The 15,271-nt window shown below is 32.0% G+C and carries 14 protein-coding genes; 10 read left to right on the forward strand and 4 right to left on the reverse strand.

From position 1 onward, the window contains the following. Positions 1 to 160: 160 nt before the first annotated feature. Positions 161 to 1,252, reverse strand: coding sequence for a formate--phosphoribosylaminoimidazolecarboxamide ligase (locus Q4Q55_RS07405; RefSeq protein WP_303372189.1), 1,092 nt, complete (start codon positions 1,250 to 1,252; stop codon positions 161 to 163). A 149-nt stretch (positions 1,253 to 1,401) separates the two neighbouring features. Here Q4Q55_RS07405 and Q4Q55_RS07410 point away from each other — a divergent pair, with 149 nt between their 5' ends. Beyond that, positions 1,402 to 1,941, forward strand: coding sequence for a metallophosphoesterase (locus tag Q4Q55_RS07410; RefSeq protein WP_303372190.1), 540 nt, complete (start codon positions 1,402 to 1,404; stop codon positions 1,939 to 1,941). A gap of 1 nt (position 1,942) precedes the next feature. Then, complete coding sequence (locus tag Q4Q55_RS07415) at positions 1,943 to 2,572, forward strand: RlmE family RNA methyltransferase (RefSeq protein WP_303372202.1); 630 nt, start codon at positions 1,943 to 1,945, stop codon at positions 2,570 to 2,572. Here Q4Q55_RS07415 and Q4Q55_RS07420 read toward each other — a convergent pair. Then, on the reverse strand, positions 2,569 to 2,988 hold the full coding sequence (locus tag Q4Q55_RS07420; RefSeq protein WP_303372191.1) for a hypothetical protein: 420 nt from the start codon (positions 2,986 to 2,988) through the stop codon (positions 2,569 to 2,571). The genes Q4Q55_RS07415 and Q4Q55_RS07420 overlap by 4 nt on opposite strands. 143 nt (positions 2,989 to 3,131) lie before the next feature. On the opposite strand from Q4Q55_RS07420, the gene mcm reads away from it, so the two are divergent. From mcm to Q4Q55_RS07445, 5 genes are all read left to right on the forward strand, one after another. Beyond that, positions 3,132 to 5,135, forward strand: a complete 2,004-nt coding sequence (mcm, locus tag Q4Q55_RS07425; protein ID WP_303372192.1) for a minichromosome maintenance protein MCM — start codon at positions 3,132 to 3,134, stop codon at positions 5,133 to 5,135. Positions 5,136 to 5,258: 123 nt separating this feature from the next. Continuing rightward, positions 5,259 to 5,666, forward strand: coding sequence for a translation initiation factor IF-2 subunit beta (locus Q4Q55_RS07430; RefSeq protein ID WP_303372193.1), 408 nt, complete (start codon positions 5,259 to 5,261; stop codon positions 5,664 to 5,666). Positions 5,667 to 5,697: 31 nt separating this feature from the next. Then, positions 5,698 to 6,744, forward strand: coding sequence for a 60S ribosomal export protein NMD3 (locus Q4Q55_RS07435; protein ID WP_303372194.1), 1,047 nt, complete (start codon positions 5,698 to 5,700; stop codon positions 6,742 to 6,744). Positions 6,745 to 6,752: 8 nt separating this feature from the next. Then, the gene (locus Q4Q55_RS07440) at positions 6,753 to 7,715 is read left to right on the forward strand and encodes a tyrosine--tRNA ligase (RefSeq protein ID WP_303372195.1); all 963 of its coding nucleotides are present in this window, start codon (positions 6,753 to 6,755) and stop codon (positions 7,713 to 7,715) included. After that, entirely contained in the window at positions 7,716 to 7,925 is a 210-nt protein-coding gene (locus Q4Q55_RS07445; RefSeq protein ID WP_303372196.1) for a hypothetical protein, read from the forward strand. It abuts the gene before it with no gap. A gap of 100 nt (positions 7,926 to 8,025) precedes the next feature. Here the strand turns inward: Q4Q55_RS07445 and Q4Q55_RS07450 are convergent, their stop codons facing one another. Next, positions 8,026 to 8,697, reverse strand: a complete 672-nt coding sequence (locus tag Q4Q55_RS07450) for a hypothetical protein (RefSeq protein ID WP_303372197.1) — start codon at positions 8,695 to 8,697, stop codon at positions 8,026 to 8,028. A gap of 120 nt (positions 8,698 to 8,817) precedes the next feature. Beyond that, on the reverse strand, positions 8,818 to 9,396 hold the full coding sequence (tmk, locus tag Q4Q55_RS07455) for a dTMP kinase (RefSeq protein WP_303372198.1): 579 nt from the start codon (positions 9,394 to 9,396) through the stop codon (positions 8,818 to 8,820). Positions 9,397 to 9,477: 81 nt separating this feature from the next. On the opposite strand from tmk, the gene Q4Q55_RS07460 reads away from it, so the two are divergent. The 3 genes from Q4Q55_RS07460 to Q4Q55_RS07470 form a co-directional block, all read left to right on the forward strand. Beyond that, a complete protein-coding gene (locus tag Q4Q55_RS07460) occupies positions 9,478 to 11,979 on the forward strand; it encodes a U32 family peptidase (protein ID WP_303372199.1) in 2,502 nt (833 codons plus the stop codon). Next, on the forward strand, positions 11,979 to 14,408 hold the full coding sequence (locus Q4Q55_RS07465; protein ID WP_303372200.1) for a U32 family peptidase: 2,430 nt from the start codon (positions 11,979 to 11,981) through the stop codon (positions 14,406 to 14,408). The genes Q4Q55_RS07460 and Q4Q55_RS07465 overlap by 1 nt, the downstream gene beginning before the upstream one ends. A gap of 78 nt (positions 14,409 to 14,486) precedes the next feature. After that, on the forward strand, positions 14,487 to 15,271 hold a 785-nt coding region (locus Q4Q55_RS07470), incomplete at its 3' end, for a helix-hairpin-helix domain-containing protein (RefSeq protein ID WP_303372201.1).

Here is a 15,271-nt window from a genome sequence, read left to right on the forward strand (position 1 = left end):
AAAAAGAAGTCGTCAAAAAGCAATGGAAGAATATGAAAAACAACAAAAAATCGGTAAAAAGAAAAATAAAAATAAAAAAGTAAAAGAAACTCCAAAAAAAGAAAATAATGGTTTTTTAAATAAAATTTTAAAAAAATAATAAAAGAAAAATAATAACTATTTATGTTATTATTTTTTCTAATTCATCTCTTTCTACACCGCGTTTAATTTCTAAAGCAATTCTTCTACCCATACTCATTGGTTTGCCATATGTTAAGTAGGAGTACGGAGAACCGTCCATAAATGTGTTTGTTCCACCATCAGTTCTTGCACTGATTTCAAAACAAATTACTTCAAGATTGTCATTTACTAATGTTTGCATACAGAATGGTCCGTTTAATCCCGGAGCAACTAATTTTTTAGCGCTTTCTGTTAATTTATCTGCTATGTCGAATACCTGTGGGAGTAAAGATTCACGAATCACAGCAGGGTGGTTACCTGTAACAACATAAGATGGGCTTAAATCAATGTCCAATTGGTCTTTTGCAGGCATTCTTACAAATCCATCAATACTTGATTCATATCTTGTGTCCATACCCATCAATTCAACTTTATCATCAAGTGCTGAGTAGAAATAGTGTATACAGTAGTTACAACCTGAAACATATTCTTCAATGTGTGCTGCTTCAACATCACTGTCTTCTAACCATCCACGAGCTTTCATAGCTTCAATTTTAGCATCAAATTCTTCTGTAGATGAAGCTACAAAGTAACCTCTTCCACCTCTTGCACCAGGGAATTTGACCATTACTGGCCTGTCAATTTCAGAAGGATCATTATATTTGAATGGTATTCTTACATCACCTTCAACAAGTAATGCTCTTTCTTTATCTCTTTCAGCTTCCCATCTAAGAACATCTCTGTTTCCAAACATTGGAACATTGAATTTGTCTTCAACATTATCCAATCCAGCATATGCCACAAAAGATCCGTGAGGAACTACAATTGCATTCATCGCTCTGAGTTTTTCTTGAACATCATCATTGACAATATCCTTAAATTCATCAACAATTATGTATTCATCCGCAACATCAAAACGTTGATATGGAACTTCACGGCCTTTTTCACATACAATAGCTGTTCTGAATCCTTCTTCTTTAGCACCTTGCAAAATATGTAAAGAAGTGTGGCTTCCGAGAGTGGCTATTGTAATTTCATCTTTGTTATAATTAGCCAAAATGTCTAAAATGTCTTCCTTTTTAACTTCTCCCATTTTATCTTCTCCTCAAAGAATGATAATATTATATATATTTTTCTGAATTTATAAGACTTTTTATTTTAATACTAAAAATATTTAAAAATAAACATTAAAAAGGATAACGAACAAATAATAAGATAATATTTGTATAAATTTATTAAAGGTTGAAAAAAATGTTAATTGGATTAATTTCAGATACACATATCCCTGATAGAGCCAAAGAAATACCTCAAAAAGTATTTGATACATTTAATAATGTTGATTTGATATTGCATGCCGGCGATTTGACTTCGCTGAAAGTCATTGAAGAGCTGGAAAATATAGCTCCTGTAATAGCAATTCAAGGAAATATGGATCGGGCAAAAGGAATTAATCTGCCTGTGGCAAAAATAATAGAAGTTGAAGGGCTGAAAATTGGAATTGCCCATGGGGAAGTTTATCCAAGAGCAGATACTCAACAATTAGTTTATCTTGCAAAGGAATTGAACGTTAACATATTAATTACAGGACATTCCCATCAGCCAAAAATAGAAAAGACCGATGGAGTGCTATTATTAAATCCTGGAAGTCCAATTGTACCGAGACTTGCTGACAGAACAGTAATGCTGCTTGAAATAAACAACAAAGAAGTTGATGTGGAGATTATAAAAATTGGTGCACCTGTATGTAGTGCACTTGACTTTGAAAAATACAAGAGGAATTGAAATGGGAAGCAAATGGCAAATGGAAAAACACAATGACCCCTATTATAAAAGAGCAAAACAGGAAGATTATCGTTCAAGAGCATCATATAAACTTAAACAGTTAGATAAAAAATTTAAAATAATTAAAGAAGGAAATACTGTCGTTGATTTGGGCGCCGCACCAGGAGGATGGTCCCAGGTGGCACTGGAAAAAGTTGGAGAGGAAGGAATTGTTGTAGGTGTCGACTTAAACAGATTCAAAAAATTCCATGAAGAAAATTATTATGGAATCAGAGGCGATTTTACAACACCTGAAGTGCAAGAAAAGATTATGGAACTTATTGGTGGAAAAGCAAAAGTAGTTATGTCTGATGCTTCCCCATCCCTATGCGGAATTAAAAATATCGACCAACTACGGTCAATCGATTTGGTGAATGTGGTTATTGAAATTGCTGAAAATATCCTTGAGGAAAAAGGCAATCTTGTTATGAAAGTATTTCAAGGACCTGAATACAAACCTATGTTGGACTCACTTAAAGGTAAATTCAGACAGGTGAAAACAACAAAACCTGCATCATCTCGTAAAAAAAGTTCTGAAATGTATGTGGTTGGTTTAGAATATATGCCAAAAAAGAGAAAAAAGAAAAATTAAAGAGTATTGTATGCATCATTAGCAGACTTAAGTTTCTCTTTAGCGAAATCAATCCTACTATCAACTTCATTAGATGGTTTGCCTGCATCTAATGCACTTTGAACGTTTTCAATAGCGGAATTTGCTCTGGACAACTCAAGTCTTGCATCATTATAAACTTGAACTTGCTCACTACCACCAGCATAATATGTTGATTTGACACTATCAAACTTCATTACCAAATCAGAATAGGATGATTTTAATTCTGCAAGTTCGTCATATTGAGTGCCTGAAGATATCTCATCAGTAATACCCTCAGAAACCATACTATACCCCACATATGCCACAACAATAATCGTAGATACAATCATGATAATTCCAACAACAGAAATTAACATTGAAGTGGATTTGAATAAGCTTAGTCTAGATTTCCTCATAATACCCTCAAAAAATAAATTTATAATTTATATATTATGTAATATTATTAATTTTACTATATTAAGTTTGCCCCTAAAAAAATTACTTTTCAAATGCTCTAATACAATAATTTTTAAAGTATGAAAAAATAATAATATAGATAATGAATTCTACTACTAAATCACAAACATCAATTGCAAAATTTGAAGAGTTTTTTTCAACTTCTTACAAGGATGATGTTTTTGAAATACTTGAAAAATATCCCGATGAAAGATCACTTAATGTAGATTATACTGCATTGGAAATGTTTGATCCTGACTTGGCGGATTTATTAATAGATAAACCTGAAGAGGTTATTCAAGCAGCACAAATAGCTATTAAAAACATTGACCCCCTTGTGAAAGATGCTGACATGCATATTCGTTTTGAAAATCTCACCAATGTGATACCTTTAAAAACCTTGCTAAGTAAATATATTGGTACATTCGTTTCAGCAGACGGAATTGTGAGAAAAACAGATGAGATAAGACCTCGTATTGAGACAGGAGTATTTGAATGCAGAGGCTGTATGAGATTGCATGAAGTTGAGCAAACTTCCAGCAACACAATTATAGAACCGTCACTGTGTAGTGAATGTGGAGGAAGGTCATTTAGATTACTTCAGGAAGAATCAAAATACATTGACACTCAAACCGCAAGAATGCAGGAACCTCTAGAAAATTTATCCGGAGGAACAGAACCAAAACAAATGTTAATGGTATTGGAAGATGATTTAGTAGATGAATTGAATCCAGGAGATAAAGTAAGAATAACCGGGACATTGAGAACCTTCAGAGAAGAGAGAAGCGGCAAATTTAAGAATTATATTTATGTAAACCACATCGAACCATTAGAACAAGAATTTGAAGAATTACAACTCTCTGAAGAGGATGAAGAAAAAATTATTGAATTATCAAAAGACCCTCACATTTATGAAAAAATTATAAAATCAACTGCACCTTCAATTAGAGGATACAGAGACGTGAAAGAAGCTATTGCTCTACAGTTATTTGGAGGATCTGCAAAACAACTCGAAGACGAGACAAAATTAAGAGGAGATATCCACATCCTTATTGTAGGGGATCCTGGTATCGGTAAATCACAAATATTGAAATATGTTTCAAGGCTAGCTCCAAGAAGTATTTATACAAGCGGTAAAGGTACAACCGGCGCTGGACTAACAGCGGCAGCAGTTAGAGACGAACTTGGAGGATGGTCCTTGGAAGCAGGTGCATTGGTACTTGGAGACCAAGGTAATGTGTGTGTTGACGAACTTGATAAAATGAGATCCGAAGACAGGTCAGCACTTCACGAAGCATTAGAACAGCAAACAGTAAGTATTGCAAAAGCAGGAATTATGGCAACCTTAAATTCAAGATGTTCTGTTCTTGCAGCAGCAAACCCCAAATTTGGAAGATTTGACAGATATAAAGTACTTGCGGAACAAATAGACCTTCCAGCACCAATCATTTCTCGTTTTGATTTAATATTTGTTATTGAAGACAAACCAAGTAGGGAAGGAGATGCAAAATTAGCAGACCATATTCTGAAAATACATAAAGAGAATACTATTGACTATGAAATCGAACCCGAATTACTTAGGAAATATATTGCTTATGCGCGTAAAACCGTTAACCCTACTTTAACAGATGAGGCTAACGAAGTTTTAAAAGAATTTTATGTGAGCACAAGGAATAGTAATCCTGAAGAACAAGGCGCTGTGCCAATTACCGCAAGACAACTTGAAGCTATTATCCGTTTAGCTGAGGCAAGTGCAAAAATCAAACTTAAAGACGTTGTTGAAAAAGAAGATGCTGAAAAAGCTGTAAGATTACAGATGGCATGTCTTAAGAAGGTGGGTGTTGATCCTGAAACCGGTGAAATGGATATTGAAGTATTGGAAGGAAGAACACCTAAATCCGATAGAGACAAAATACAAAGAGTTACTGAAGAGATTGCCCTTCTTGAAGAGGAATATGCCGGAAATGCACCATTAAATATACTAATTTCAAACATGAATGAAAAATATGGTGTCAGCCAAGAAAAAGTAGAAAGTATTGTTCGTAACTTACAACAAAAAGGAGTTATATACGAACCTGATACAGGATACTTTAAAAGAGTATCATAACTCTTCAACTTTTTATTTTTTTATTATTTTTTCACTATTTTTTTAGAAATAACAATACATTAATAAATGATTAAAATAAAATTTAATATATTATACTTATACTGATTTTTACGGAGAGATAATATGGATAAATACGAAGATTTATTAGAAAGAGCAATAGACCAATTACCTCCAGAAGTATTTGAACACAAAAGATTTAAAATTCCTAAAGCTTATTCAGATATCCAAGGTAATAGAACATTTATTAAAAACTTTAAAGATGTTTGTGAAGGTTTAAACAGAGACCCTCAACATTTATTAAAATTCTTAATGAGAGAATTAGGTACTGCTGGAAACATTGAAGGTCAAAGAGCGATTCTGCAAGGTAAATTTACTCATTACTTAATCAATGAAAGAATTGAAGATTACGTGGACAAATATGTTATTTGTCATGAATGTAACAGACCAGATACCAGAATTATCAGAGAAGGTAGAATATTCTTACTTAAATGTGCTGCATGCGGTGCAACAGCACCTTTAAAATCATTATAATTTTACCTTTTTTCTTATTTTTATCGATATTATGTTTTGTGTAGAGTGCGGAAGTACTGAGAAAAAGATGGTTGGAAACATCTGCATAGACTGTTTTTTAAAGGATTTTCAGATGATTGAAATTCCAGAACGTATTGAAGTTCAAATTTGCAGCCATTGTAACAGCAAACTTGAAGAAGGAAAATGGAGTGAAGAAAACATTCCTGAAGAAGAAATAATATACAGAGCACTTGAAAGAAATATAATAATAGCAGATGAAGTTTCAAATGAGATAATCAACCTTGAAATTGATCAGATGAAAGGGACAATAGCCCAATGCTTTGTTGAAGTTGTTGGTGAAGTTCATGAAACTCAGATTGAAGAAACCCATGAAAGTGAAGTAAAAATACTGAAAACCGTTTGTCCAACATGCAGCAAATTACAGGCCGGATATTATGAAGCAGTTATTCAGTTTAGAGCAGATCATAGAGAAATAAAAAAAGAGGAATATGTAAAATCAGATGAAATCATTGAAAAAACATTGATTAAACTAAGTAAAAAAGACAAACTTGCATATTGCCCCCAAATAGCCAATTTAAAAGAAGGGCGCGATTATTACATTGGATCCTTGAAATCAGCCAGGAAAGTTTGTGAAGCATTGAAAGATGAATTTGGAGGAATAATCAAAGAATCTCCAAGACTCATCAGTGAAGACAAATCTACTGGAAAAGGATTGTACAGGATATGGATTTCTCTTAGAATACCTGAATTTGAAATTGGGGACTTTATAAAATATGAAAATAAGATTTCCCAAGTAAAGGATATTGATAAAAATAGAGTAATATGCATTGACATGACAAATGATAATAAAAAATTCACAATTCCATTAAAACATATGGAAAATATTGAACTTATCAAAAAACAAGACGAAATTGAAACTACAACCATTATTTCAAAATCTCCAAAGACAATTCAAATTTTAGACCCAAGTGATTATTCTGCAGTCGATTTGGAAATGAAAGATGATTTCAAAGATTGCACAATTGGAGATGAAATCAGACTTATAAAAATTGATAATTACATTTATTTAATAAATTAAGTGATAAAATGAATATTGAAGAAAAAATTCAATTAATAAAAGAAGGAACCTTAGAAGTTATAGATGTTGAAGAATTAACAGAAGTTCTCCAAAAAGAACAGCCTATAGCATATACCGGTTATGAACCTTCTGGTAAAATCCATTTAGGGCATGCCGTAACTGTGCAAAAATTAAAACAATTGCAAAAGTTAGGTTTTAAAATCAAAATCCTTCTTGCAGATTATCACGCATTTTTAAATGGAAAAGGAACTGTTGAAGAAATTGCAGAAACTGCAGAATACAATAAGAAATGCTTCCAAGCTCTTGGATTAGATGACACCACAGAATATGTTTACGGTTCATCATTCCAATTAGAACCTGATTACACAGACAAAGTTTATCAGTTAGCTACAATGACAACTTTAAAAAGAGCAAGGAGAAGTATGGATCAAGTAAGCCGTGCAGATGACAATCCTAAAGTAGCAAGTGTAATTTACCCAATTATGCAAACTGTTGATATGGCGGCACTTGAAGTCGATATTGCACTAGGTGGAATGGAACAAAGGAAAATCCAAATGTTGGCACGTGAAAACTTAGAAAAAATTGGTGAAAACGTACCAGTCTGTATTCACACCCCATTATTACACGGGCTTGATGGAGATGCTAAAATGTCTTCAAGTAAAGGAAACTATATCGCTGTTGATGATTCTGTTGAAGAGATTTCTAAAAAGATTAATAAAAGTTACTGTCCGCAAGGAGAAATTGAAGACAATCCAATGATTGAAATTGCAGAAACATTTGTTTTTCCAAATCAAGATAAATTACTTATTAAAAGACCTGAAAAATTCGGTGGAGACATTGAACTTACACATGATGAATTGATTAAAGATTTCAGTGAAGGAAACCTACACCCAATGGATTTGAAAAATGGAATTAAAGACTTCTTAATTGAATTCTTTGCTCCGGTAAGACAGTACATGGAGGAAAATTAAATGCAAGAAGAAAAAGAAGAGTTTCAAATGGGCATACCAAAGGGTGGTGAAGCTATGCTTGCCCATGCATATGAAAAATTCGATATCAAACTAGAGCAGACAGAATTCGGCCCAAAAGTAATTGGCGAATATGATGAGCTCGTAAAAGTAAAAGAATTTTTAGCAAATGCAATTAAAGAAAGATTGGAAGAATTAGAAGGAAACAAATAGTTTCCTATTATCATTTATTAAAATCTAGAAAATTTAAAAAAAAAAGAATTTAATCCCAATACTATTTTGGGAATTAAACTATTTTAACTTGTTTTAACGGTTACGTTACAACCTTACCATTTTCATCATACTCAGGCAACACTTCCTTTCCATTTTCATCATAATAAGAATCTGAACTATCATCTCCGGCATCTGATGATGAATCGGAAGATTCTTGTGAAGATGAAGAATCAGATTGTGAGCTTGATTGGGAATTTGAAGAAGATTGAGATGAATAGCTTGTTGAATATGAAGAAGATGATTGGGATGAAGAAGTATCTGAATTTTGAGCATCTGCAATAGTATCTTCTATTAATGTGCTGTTTTCTAAATTCTCCTCAACATAACCCTCTTTGACAGTTATCTTTTGTGAAATACTGCTTCCAGTATAATTTTCATCACCATCAAAGGTTACATTAAGATTATAGTCACCCGCACTGATATTTTCTAATTCAACAATTGCAACACCTGTAGCATGAGTTTTTACAGAATTTTCATAAATAACTTTACTTTCATTATTTGTAAGTTTAATATGGAGTGTTTTGCCGCTTAGAGCTGTTTTTTCATTGTCTGATAATTTAACATAAACAGTACTATTTTCTCCGATAGCTCCTTTGTTTAAAACATCCAGAGTAGTATATTTGGAATCGCCATTTGAAGCAAATAGAATACTGCCAACCACAACAGCGATGATAATAATAATTCCTACTATTATTAATTCTTTTTTGTCCATTTTATCACTTGATATATTATTTTATTTAATGTTATATAATAGTTATTGCTTATTTTATAACCCATATTATTAACCTGTTAAACATAATATTCAACAATCCAAAGAATAATCTCCGATTTTTCAAAGAATACAATCCTGACAAATTCCAAGATAAGGTGCAACGGCCTTTTTAATATCCGAAGAAACTTTATTTACACCATTATTAGCATCAATAATTTGATGTTCATAATTTTTAACCAAATTCAAATAATTGTCTTTAACTTTAGTTAAGAATTCCTCATTTTCAAAAGTATCCTCGCCTGAAGTTCTTGCGACAGATTTTTTAACATCCAAATCCAACAATATCAGAAGATCTGGCTTTTTGGCATATCTATTTAAAACTTCAATCCAATCTGCAGGCTCCTGATAAGCAAGAGAAGATATGAATGATCTATCAGAAATAATTATTTTAGACTCGTCACTTAATTCATCCATTATCAACATTCTGTCTGCTGCAAAAAGAAGGCCCAATGTTTTTTGAACAACATCTGTTGTTGCATCCTGACGTTGCAAAATACGCCTAATTAATTTTCCAACTTCAGAATCTGTTGGTTCAACTAAGGTTTCCACTCTAAATCCGTTATCTTCTAACCATTCTTTCAATAATTGGATTTGAGTTGTTTTTCCAGCACCATCTATTCCTTCAAAAACTATATACATAAAATAGAATATGTTTTAAATTTAATATATAATTAATTATAAAAAGTATAAATGAATAATCAATTAAGGTGTAAAAATAAAATGGTTTTAGAAGAATTATTGGCTCCCGCAGGTTCATATGAAGTGTTAGTAACTGCGGTGAATGCCGGGGCTGATGCAGTTTATCTTGCTGGACAAAATTATGGAGCCAGAGCATATGCTAAAAATTTCACGATTGAAGAAATCGAAAAAGCCGTGAATTATGCTCATTTAAATGGCGTTAAAATTCATGTGACTGTGAACACATTAATCAACAACTTTGAAGTTGTTGACGTCCTGCAATACTTATTTAAATTATATCAGATTGGAGTTGATGCAGTCATAGTTCAAGATTTTGGATTGATTTGGCTTTTGAAAACATTTATTCCTGATTTGGAAGTTCATGCGTCAACACAAATGGGTTTAAACAATTACCCCTCAATCAAATGGGCTTCAAGAAATAACATTAAAAGGGTTGTTCTTCCAAGAGAAGTCAACATTGATGAAATCAAAAAAACATCAAAAAGGCTTAAAAACGACAATATTGACATGGATATTGAAGTGTTTGGCCATGGAGCATTATGTTATTGTGTTAGTGGAAAATGTTACATGTCATCATACAACAGCGGGAGAAGTGGAAATAGAGGTGCTTGCGCTCAGCCATGCAGAAGAGAATACCGTCTGAAATACAGGGGATACAATATTGGAAACGGATATTTGCTATCAACCCATGATTTAGCAACATACAAAAATTTACAGGCAATATCCGACGCAGGAGTTAAATCTTTGAAGCTGGAAGGCAGGATGAAATCCGGAGACTATATCGGAACCATTGTAAACAGTTACAGAAACCTTATTGATGGCAATGATGGCGATTATGAAAAAGATTTGCACCTTGTTTTCAATAGACAATTCACAAACGGTTATATCATGGGGGATAAACCTGGAGATGTAATGGGAAGAGGCAGCTCCGGTCACGAAGGTTTATACATAGGGGACATAACCAATATTGAAGATACAAAAGTTACAATTGAAATTAAGAATAAGGAAATCCCAATTATTTTAGAACCAGGAGATGGCATTGCTTTTAAATATAATGGAAAAATCAAGGGAATTTACCTTGAAAACATCATCAAACAGGATGAAAATGAAATAATCATAGACACAACACGGCTTGTTAAAGTCGGAACTGAGGTATTTATCAGTTATTCCAAATCAACTCACGATTATCTAAAACAATTCGAAAAGGAAACCGTGAAAAACAATATAGGAATCAGTTTGTCCCTAACTTGGGATGATGACCTAAATCTATTTACAAAAGTAGAATATCATATAGACCGTGAATTAATTAATTTTAGACATAAATGTTTGGATAAATTTGAAAAAGCAAAAAATAAACCAATAACCAAAGAAACAATCGAAAAACAACTTAATAAAACAGGTGAAACACCATTTTACATCGAGAACATTCGTTTTAACAACATGCCTAAAGATATTTTCATACCAATTCGTGAAATTAACCAGATTAGACGTGAAATTTTAGACACCGCCACAAACCTATTATTAAATCATTATACTCCTACTAAAAAATCAGTTAAAAAAATTAGAAAAGATTTGACCAAATTTTTCGAAGACTATAATAACATAAAACCTAAAAATAAACAGAAAACACCAAAATTATCTGTATTCATTGATGACATTTCACAAATCAAGGCCACTTCAGGATTTAATCTGAAAAGAATATATTTTGATGGAAACTGCCATTATAATAACTCTGAAGATTATTTTGACAACATTAAAGAAACACTTAAACAGGCCAGCTTAAGAGCATCACCAACAGAGCTTGTTTGGGTTTTAAATTCATTCATATCTGAAGAGGAAGCAGTGAAATGCAGTGAAATTGTTAAAGAACTGGAAAACGAAGGAATAATAATTTCCGTCATGGGCGATTTTCCTGCAATGAGCGAAATATTCGATTGTCCCATCTATGGAAATCATAACCTTAATGTTTGGAACAGTTTCTGTGTTCGCAATCTGAACGAAGCAGGATTTAAATCACTGATACTGTCATCTGAGCTTTCAGGCCATGAAATAAAAGAGTTGATTAATAAAAATCATGACAGGAACATAGATTTAGAAATGATTGTCAACGGAAACCTCGAAGTTATAGTAAGTAAAGATGATTTTACCAATTTAAATGATGGAAAAGACTTTATCATTTCAAACGATGCTGATTATGCCACATTAGAAGATAAAAAAAGAAAAAAATTCAAATATAAAGTATTTTTTGACTACACCAAACAAAGTCACATCATCAACAAAGACTGTTTGTGTTTAATTGAAGAGATGAATGAAATAAAAGAATTAGGGCTTGATTCGTTAATCCTGGATTGCAGATACTCCAACGAAAAATACACTTCCCAAATTTTATCAATCTACAATGAAAGTCTTAAGAATAAAAATCAAGAAGAACTGACCAAATATAAATACCAGATTATGGACTTTTCACAATCCTACATCAACAAAGGCAATTATATTGAAGGCAGATTACACGAGGACAAATAATGAGAATACCTGAATTACTTGCACCCGTTGGATCCATGGAACATTTAAAAATTGCCATTAATGCAGGTGCGAGTTCAATTTATTTATCTGGAAAGGATTATGGTGCCAGAAAGTATGCTCAAAACTTCACATTAGATGAAATAAGTGAAGCAGTAAACATAGCCCATATACACAACGTTAAAGTTTATGTTACCGTCAATACATTAATAAAACAAGATGAACTCGAAGAAGTTATTAACTACCTGTCAAAGCTATATTCACTAGGAGTTGATGCTGTTTTGGTTCAGGATTTTGGTCTGGTCGAACTTATTAACAGATACCTGCCAAATTTAAAAATGCATGCATCAACACAGATGACCTGTGAAAACCAACTAAAATTAGATCATATTGAAAGCAAGGGAGTTAAAAGGGTCGTTCTCCCACGTGAGATGAGAAAAGAGGAAATTCAAAATCTTAAAACAAATATGGAACTTGAGATGTTTGTTCACGGAGCATTATGCTACTCTTATTCCGGACAATGCCTTATGAGCAGCTTTAAAGGAGGTAGAAGCGGCAATAGGGGAGCTTGCGCTCAGCCATGCCGCCAAAAATATAAGATTTCCGGACTTAAAAAAGAAGATTATTACCTGTCCCCAACCGACCTGTGTTTATATTATAAATTGAAAGAGATTGCTGAGTTAAATATTTCCTGTATTAAAATCGAAGGAAGAATGCGCAGCAAAGAATATCTGGCCATTGTAGTAAGCAGTTACCGGAAAGCATTGAATAAACTAAAAAGCGGAAAAGAAATTGAAAGTGAACAAATAAAATTAGTTTTCAACAGAGGTTTCAGTGAGGGGCAATTCAGTGCCACTTCAAAAAGAAGCTTGAGAGCGGGCCATATTGGTTTGAAAATAGGCAGAGTTATTGATTCTCATAAAAATCAAATTGCAATTAAACTAGATGATTCACTTAGAAGCATACCCGAAAAGGGGGACGGCATATTAATTGTTAAAAATGATAATGATTATGGATTGGAAATATCTCAAAATCCACTGATTACAACATTGAATCATTTTAAAAAAGGAAAGAACAAACAAGTGAAAGATCTTACCCGTGAAAATAAAGTATTGATTATCAAGAAAGTTTGGCAGAATAAAAAAATCAATTTTAATTTAAATAATGGTGATGTCTATCTCACCAAGAAAAATAGCTTGATTAAAAAAGCTCGTGAAATTGAAAATAGCGGAAATAGCTATGTTAAATCTAAACTGATTCTTACATTTTCCATTAAAAATAAATTTCCCAAGCTTAAAGCTAGATTGACACTTGCAAATAGAAAAGAGATACAATGTGAAGTTGTTGGAAAAACACCATTTGAAAAGCCTCTTAAAAAGAGCATTACACCGGAAACCATTAAAAAGCAATTATCAAAGGTAGGAAATTATCCTTTTAAGATTACTCAAATCAATATTAATTATGATGGAACATTATTTATTCCAATAAGTAAAATTAATGAACTTAGAAGAGATTTATTTGAAAAACTGGAAAATGAGATAGTCAAATTATATTCCAATAAAAATAAAAAAATTAAATTGAACTTGAAAGAAAGTAAAAAAGAGCAATTAAAAGCAAACATTTCCTTTTATACAAATAATTTACATCATCTATACGATGTTAAAAATGTGAAAAGAGTTTATTTGGAAATTCCATGCCAGAATGATAATTTAGACATCAATAATGCTGAAAATTATAATCTGAATTATATGATAAATTTCTTAAAAGAAGCTTATGAGATATCAACTGAAAAAGACTATGAATTAATTTGGAAATGGCCTGACATCACACATGACAAATTGATTAAAATCCTGAATAAAGTAAGTGGAATATTAAATAAAATGCATTATAACATTCCCATCATGAGCAACAATTTCAAAGGAGATTACGGACCCTATTCAATGAATATTTCCAATTGTGAAACAATAAACTGTCTTGAAAACTATAAAATTGTAACCATTTCACCGGAATTGACCAAAAAGGATTATGAAAACATTATCAGATACTGCCAAAATCAAAATAAAATAGAAATCCTTGTTCAGGGAAATATCGAATTAATGAAAACTCGTTATCCATTATTAACCTCAAAAGAATTAAAACAACTGAAAAAGAAATCTGAATTTAATTTAATTGATAGGAAAAACAACTCCTATCCAATTCATAAAAGCATTTCCAATGAAGAGCTCAGCATATTCAATAGTGAAGAACTTTCATTACTTGGAGAAATTAGTCATTTAAAGGATATCGGTTACTGCAATTTTTCAATTGATGGAAGATGGAAAGATAATGACTATGTTAACGTGGTCGAAATATACAAATCCGCTCTTGAAGGGAAAATTAATGAAAAAGAACTATTGAAATACTGTTCAAAAAATACTAAAGCAAACTATTAACATTACTTTTCAAATGCTCTTGGCAATATCAGATATTATATTAAGATACTATATTATATTAAAAAAGGGTTTGGTAAAATGCAAGGAGAAAAAATTACATTGCAGAATATAAAAGGAATAGGAGATAAAATCTCTGAAAAAATAATCAATGGCGTTGGAGGGGAAGAAGAACTCCAAAAAATTGTTGACAATGTAGATGTCGAGAAAATATCTAATATCGAAGGAATAAGTCAAAGAAAAGCCATTGAAATAATGAATCAGTTGTTGGGCAATCCAAGTTATGAGTTTATCAAAAGCGACAGAGCCCTGGAAATTTATGAAGACATCATAAATAAAATTTTATCATATTCAAATACAACATACTCCAAAAATAGAATCCTATTACTTTCCCCATCTAAAAATATTGAAAATATTAATTCAAGGCTCGATTTTGTAATGTCTGCTAAAGAACACGTTTCCAAACTTCCAATTATCAAATTAAGAGGTTTAATGAAAAATTTAAAAGAAGTTGAAAAAGCCAACCCCGAATACAATCCAAGTAAGGCCATTCTTGTTGAAAGTGAAGAGGACAATTCCTATTTAACAGATTTAGGACTTAATCAATATTACCCAATTATCACGGCAAATGATTCACCATTGCTTAAAGAAGAAATAATGAATTATGATTTGGTATTTTATGTATATTCACAAGGAATTCTTGATTTTGAAGGAATGCCAAATCTTGTGATGATTAACATTGAGGAAAATGATTACGAAATTGTTCCGGAAAAAATAATCAATTTCTTTATTCAAAATAAGGAGTTATTCTCAAGAGTTCATGAAATCCAAAAAATAAGAAATAAGGAAAGCGTTTTAGGCAACAT

This window comes from Methanobrevibacter sp., assembly GCF_030539555.1.
Lineage (GTDB): Archaea > Methanobacteriota > Methanobacteria > Methanobacteriales > Methanobacteriaceae > Methanocatella.

What these genes read in the sequence shown, in the direction of transcription:
- Q4Q55_RS07435 (WP_303372194.1), top strand. Translation starts at nt 5,698, where the DNA reads ATGTTTTGTGTAGAGTGCGGAAGTACTGAGAAAAAGATGGTTGGAAAC.
- Q4Q55_RS07420 (WP_303372191.1), bottom strand. Translation starts at nt 2,988, where the DNA reads ATGAGGAAATCTAGACTAAGCTTATTCAAATCCACTTCAATGTTAATT.
- Q4Q55_RS07405 (WP_303372189.1), bottom strand. Translation starts at nt 1,252, where the DNA reads ATGGGAGAAGTTAAAAAGGAAGACATTTTAGACATTTTGGCTAATTAT.
- Q4Q55_RS07440 (WP_303372195.1), top strand. Translation starts at nt 6,753, where the DNA reads ATGAATATTGAAGAAAAAATTCAATTAATAAAAGAAGGAACCTTAGAA.
- Q4Q55_RS07460 (WP_303372199.1), top strand. Translation starts at nt 9,478, where the DNA reads ATGGTTTTAGAAGAATTATTGGCTCCCGCAGGTTCATATGAAGTGTTA.
- tmk (WP_303372198.1), bottom strand. Translation starts at nt 9,396, where the DNA reads ATGTATATAGTTTTTGAAGGAATAGATGGTGCTGGAAAAACAACTCAA.
- mcm (WP_303372192.1), top strand. Translation starts at nt 3,132, where the DNA reads ATGAATTCTACTACTAAATCACAAACATCAATTGCAAAATTTGAAGAG.
- Q4Q55_RS07415 (WP_303372202.1), top strand. Translation starts at nt 1,943, where the DNA reads ATGGGAAGCAAATGGCAAATGGAAAAACACAATGACCCCTATTATAAA.
- Q4Q55_RS07465 (WP_303372200.1), top strand. Translation starts at nt 11,979, where the DNA reads ATGAGAATACCTGAATTACTTGCACCCGTTGGATCCATGGAACATTTA.
- Q4Q55_RS07450 (WP_303372197.1), bottom strand. Translation starts at nt 8,697, where the DNA reads ATGGACAAAAAAGAATTAATAATAGTAGGAATTATTATTATCATCGCT.
- Q4Q55_RS07430 (WP_303372193.1), top strand. Translation starts at nt 5,259, where the DNA reads ATGGATAAATACGAAGATTTATTAGAAAGAGCAATAGACCAATTACCT.
- Q4Q55_RS07445 (WP_303372196.1), top strand. Translation starts at nt 7,716, where the DNA reads ATGCAAGAAGAAAAAGAAGAGTTTCAAATGGGCATACCAAAGGGTGGT.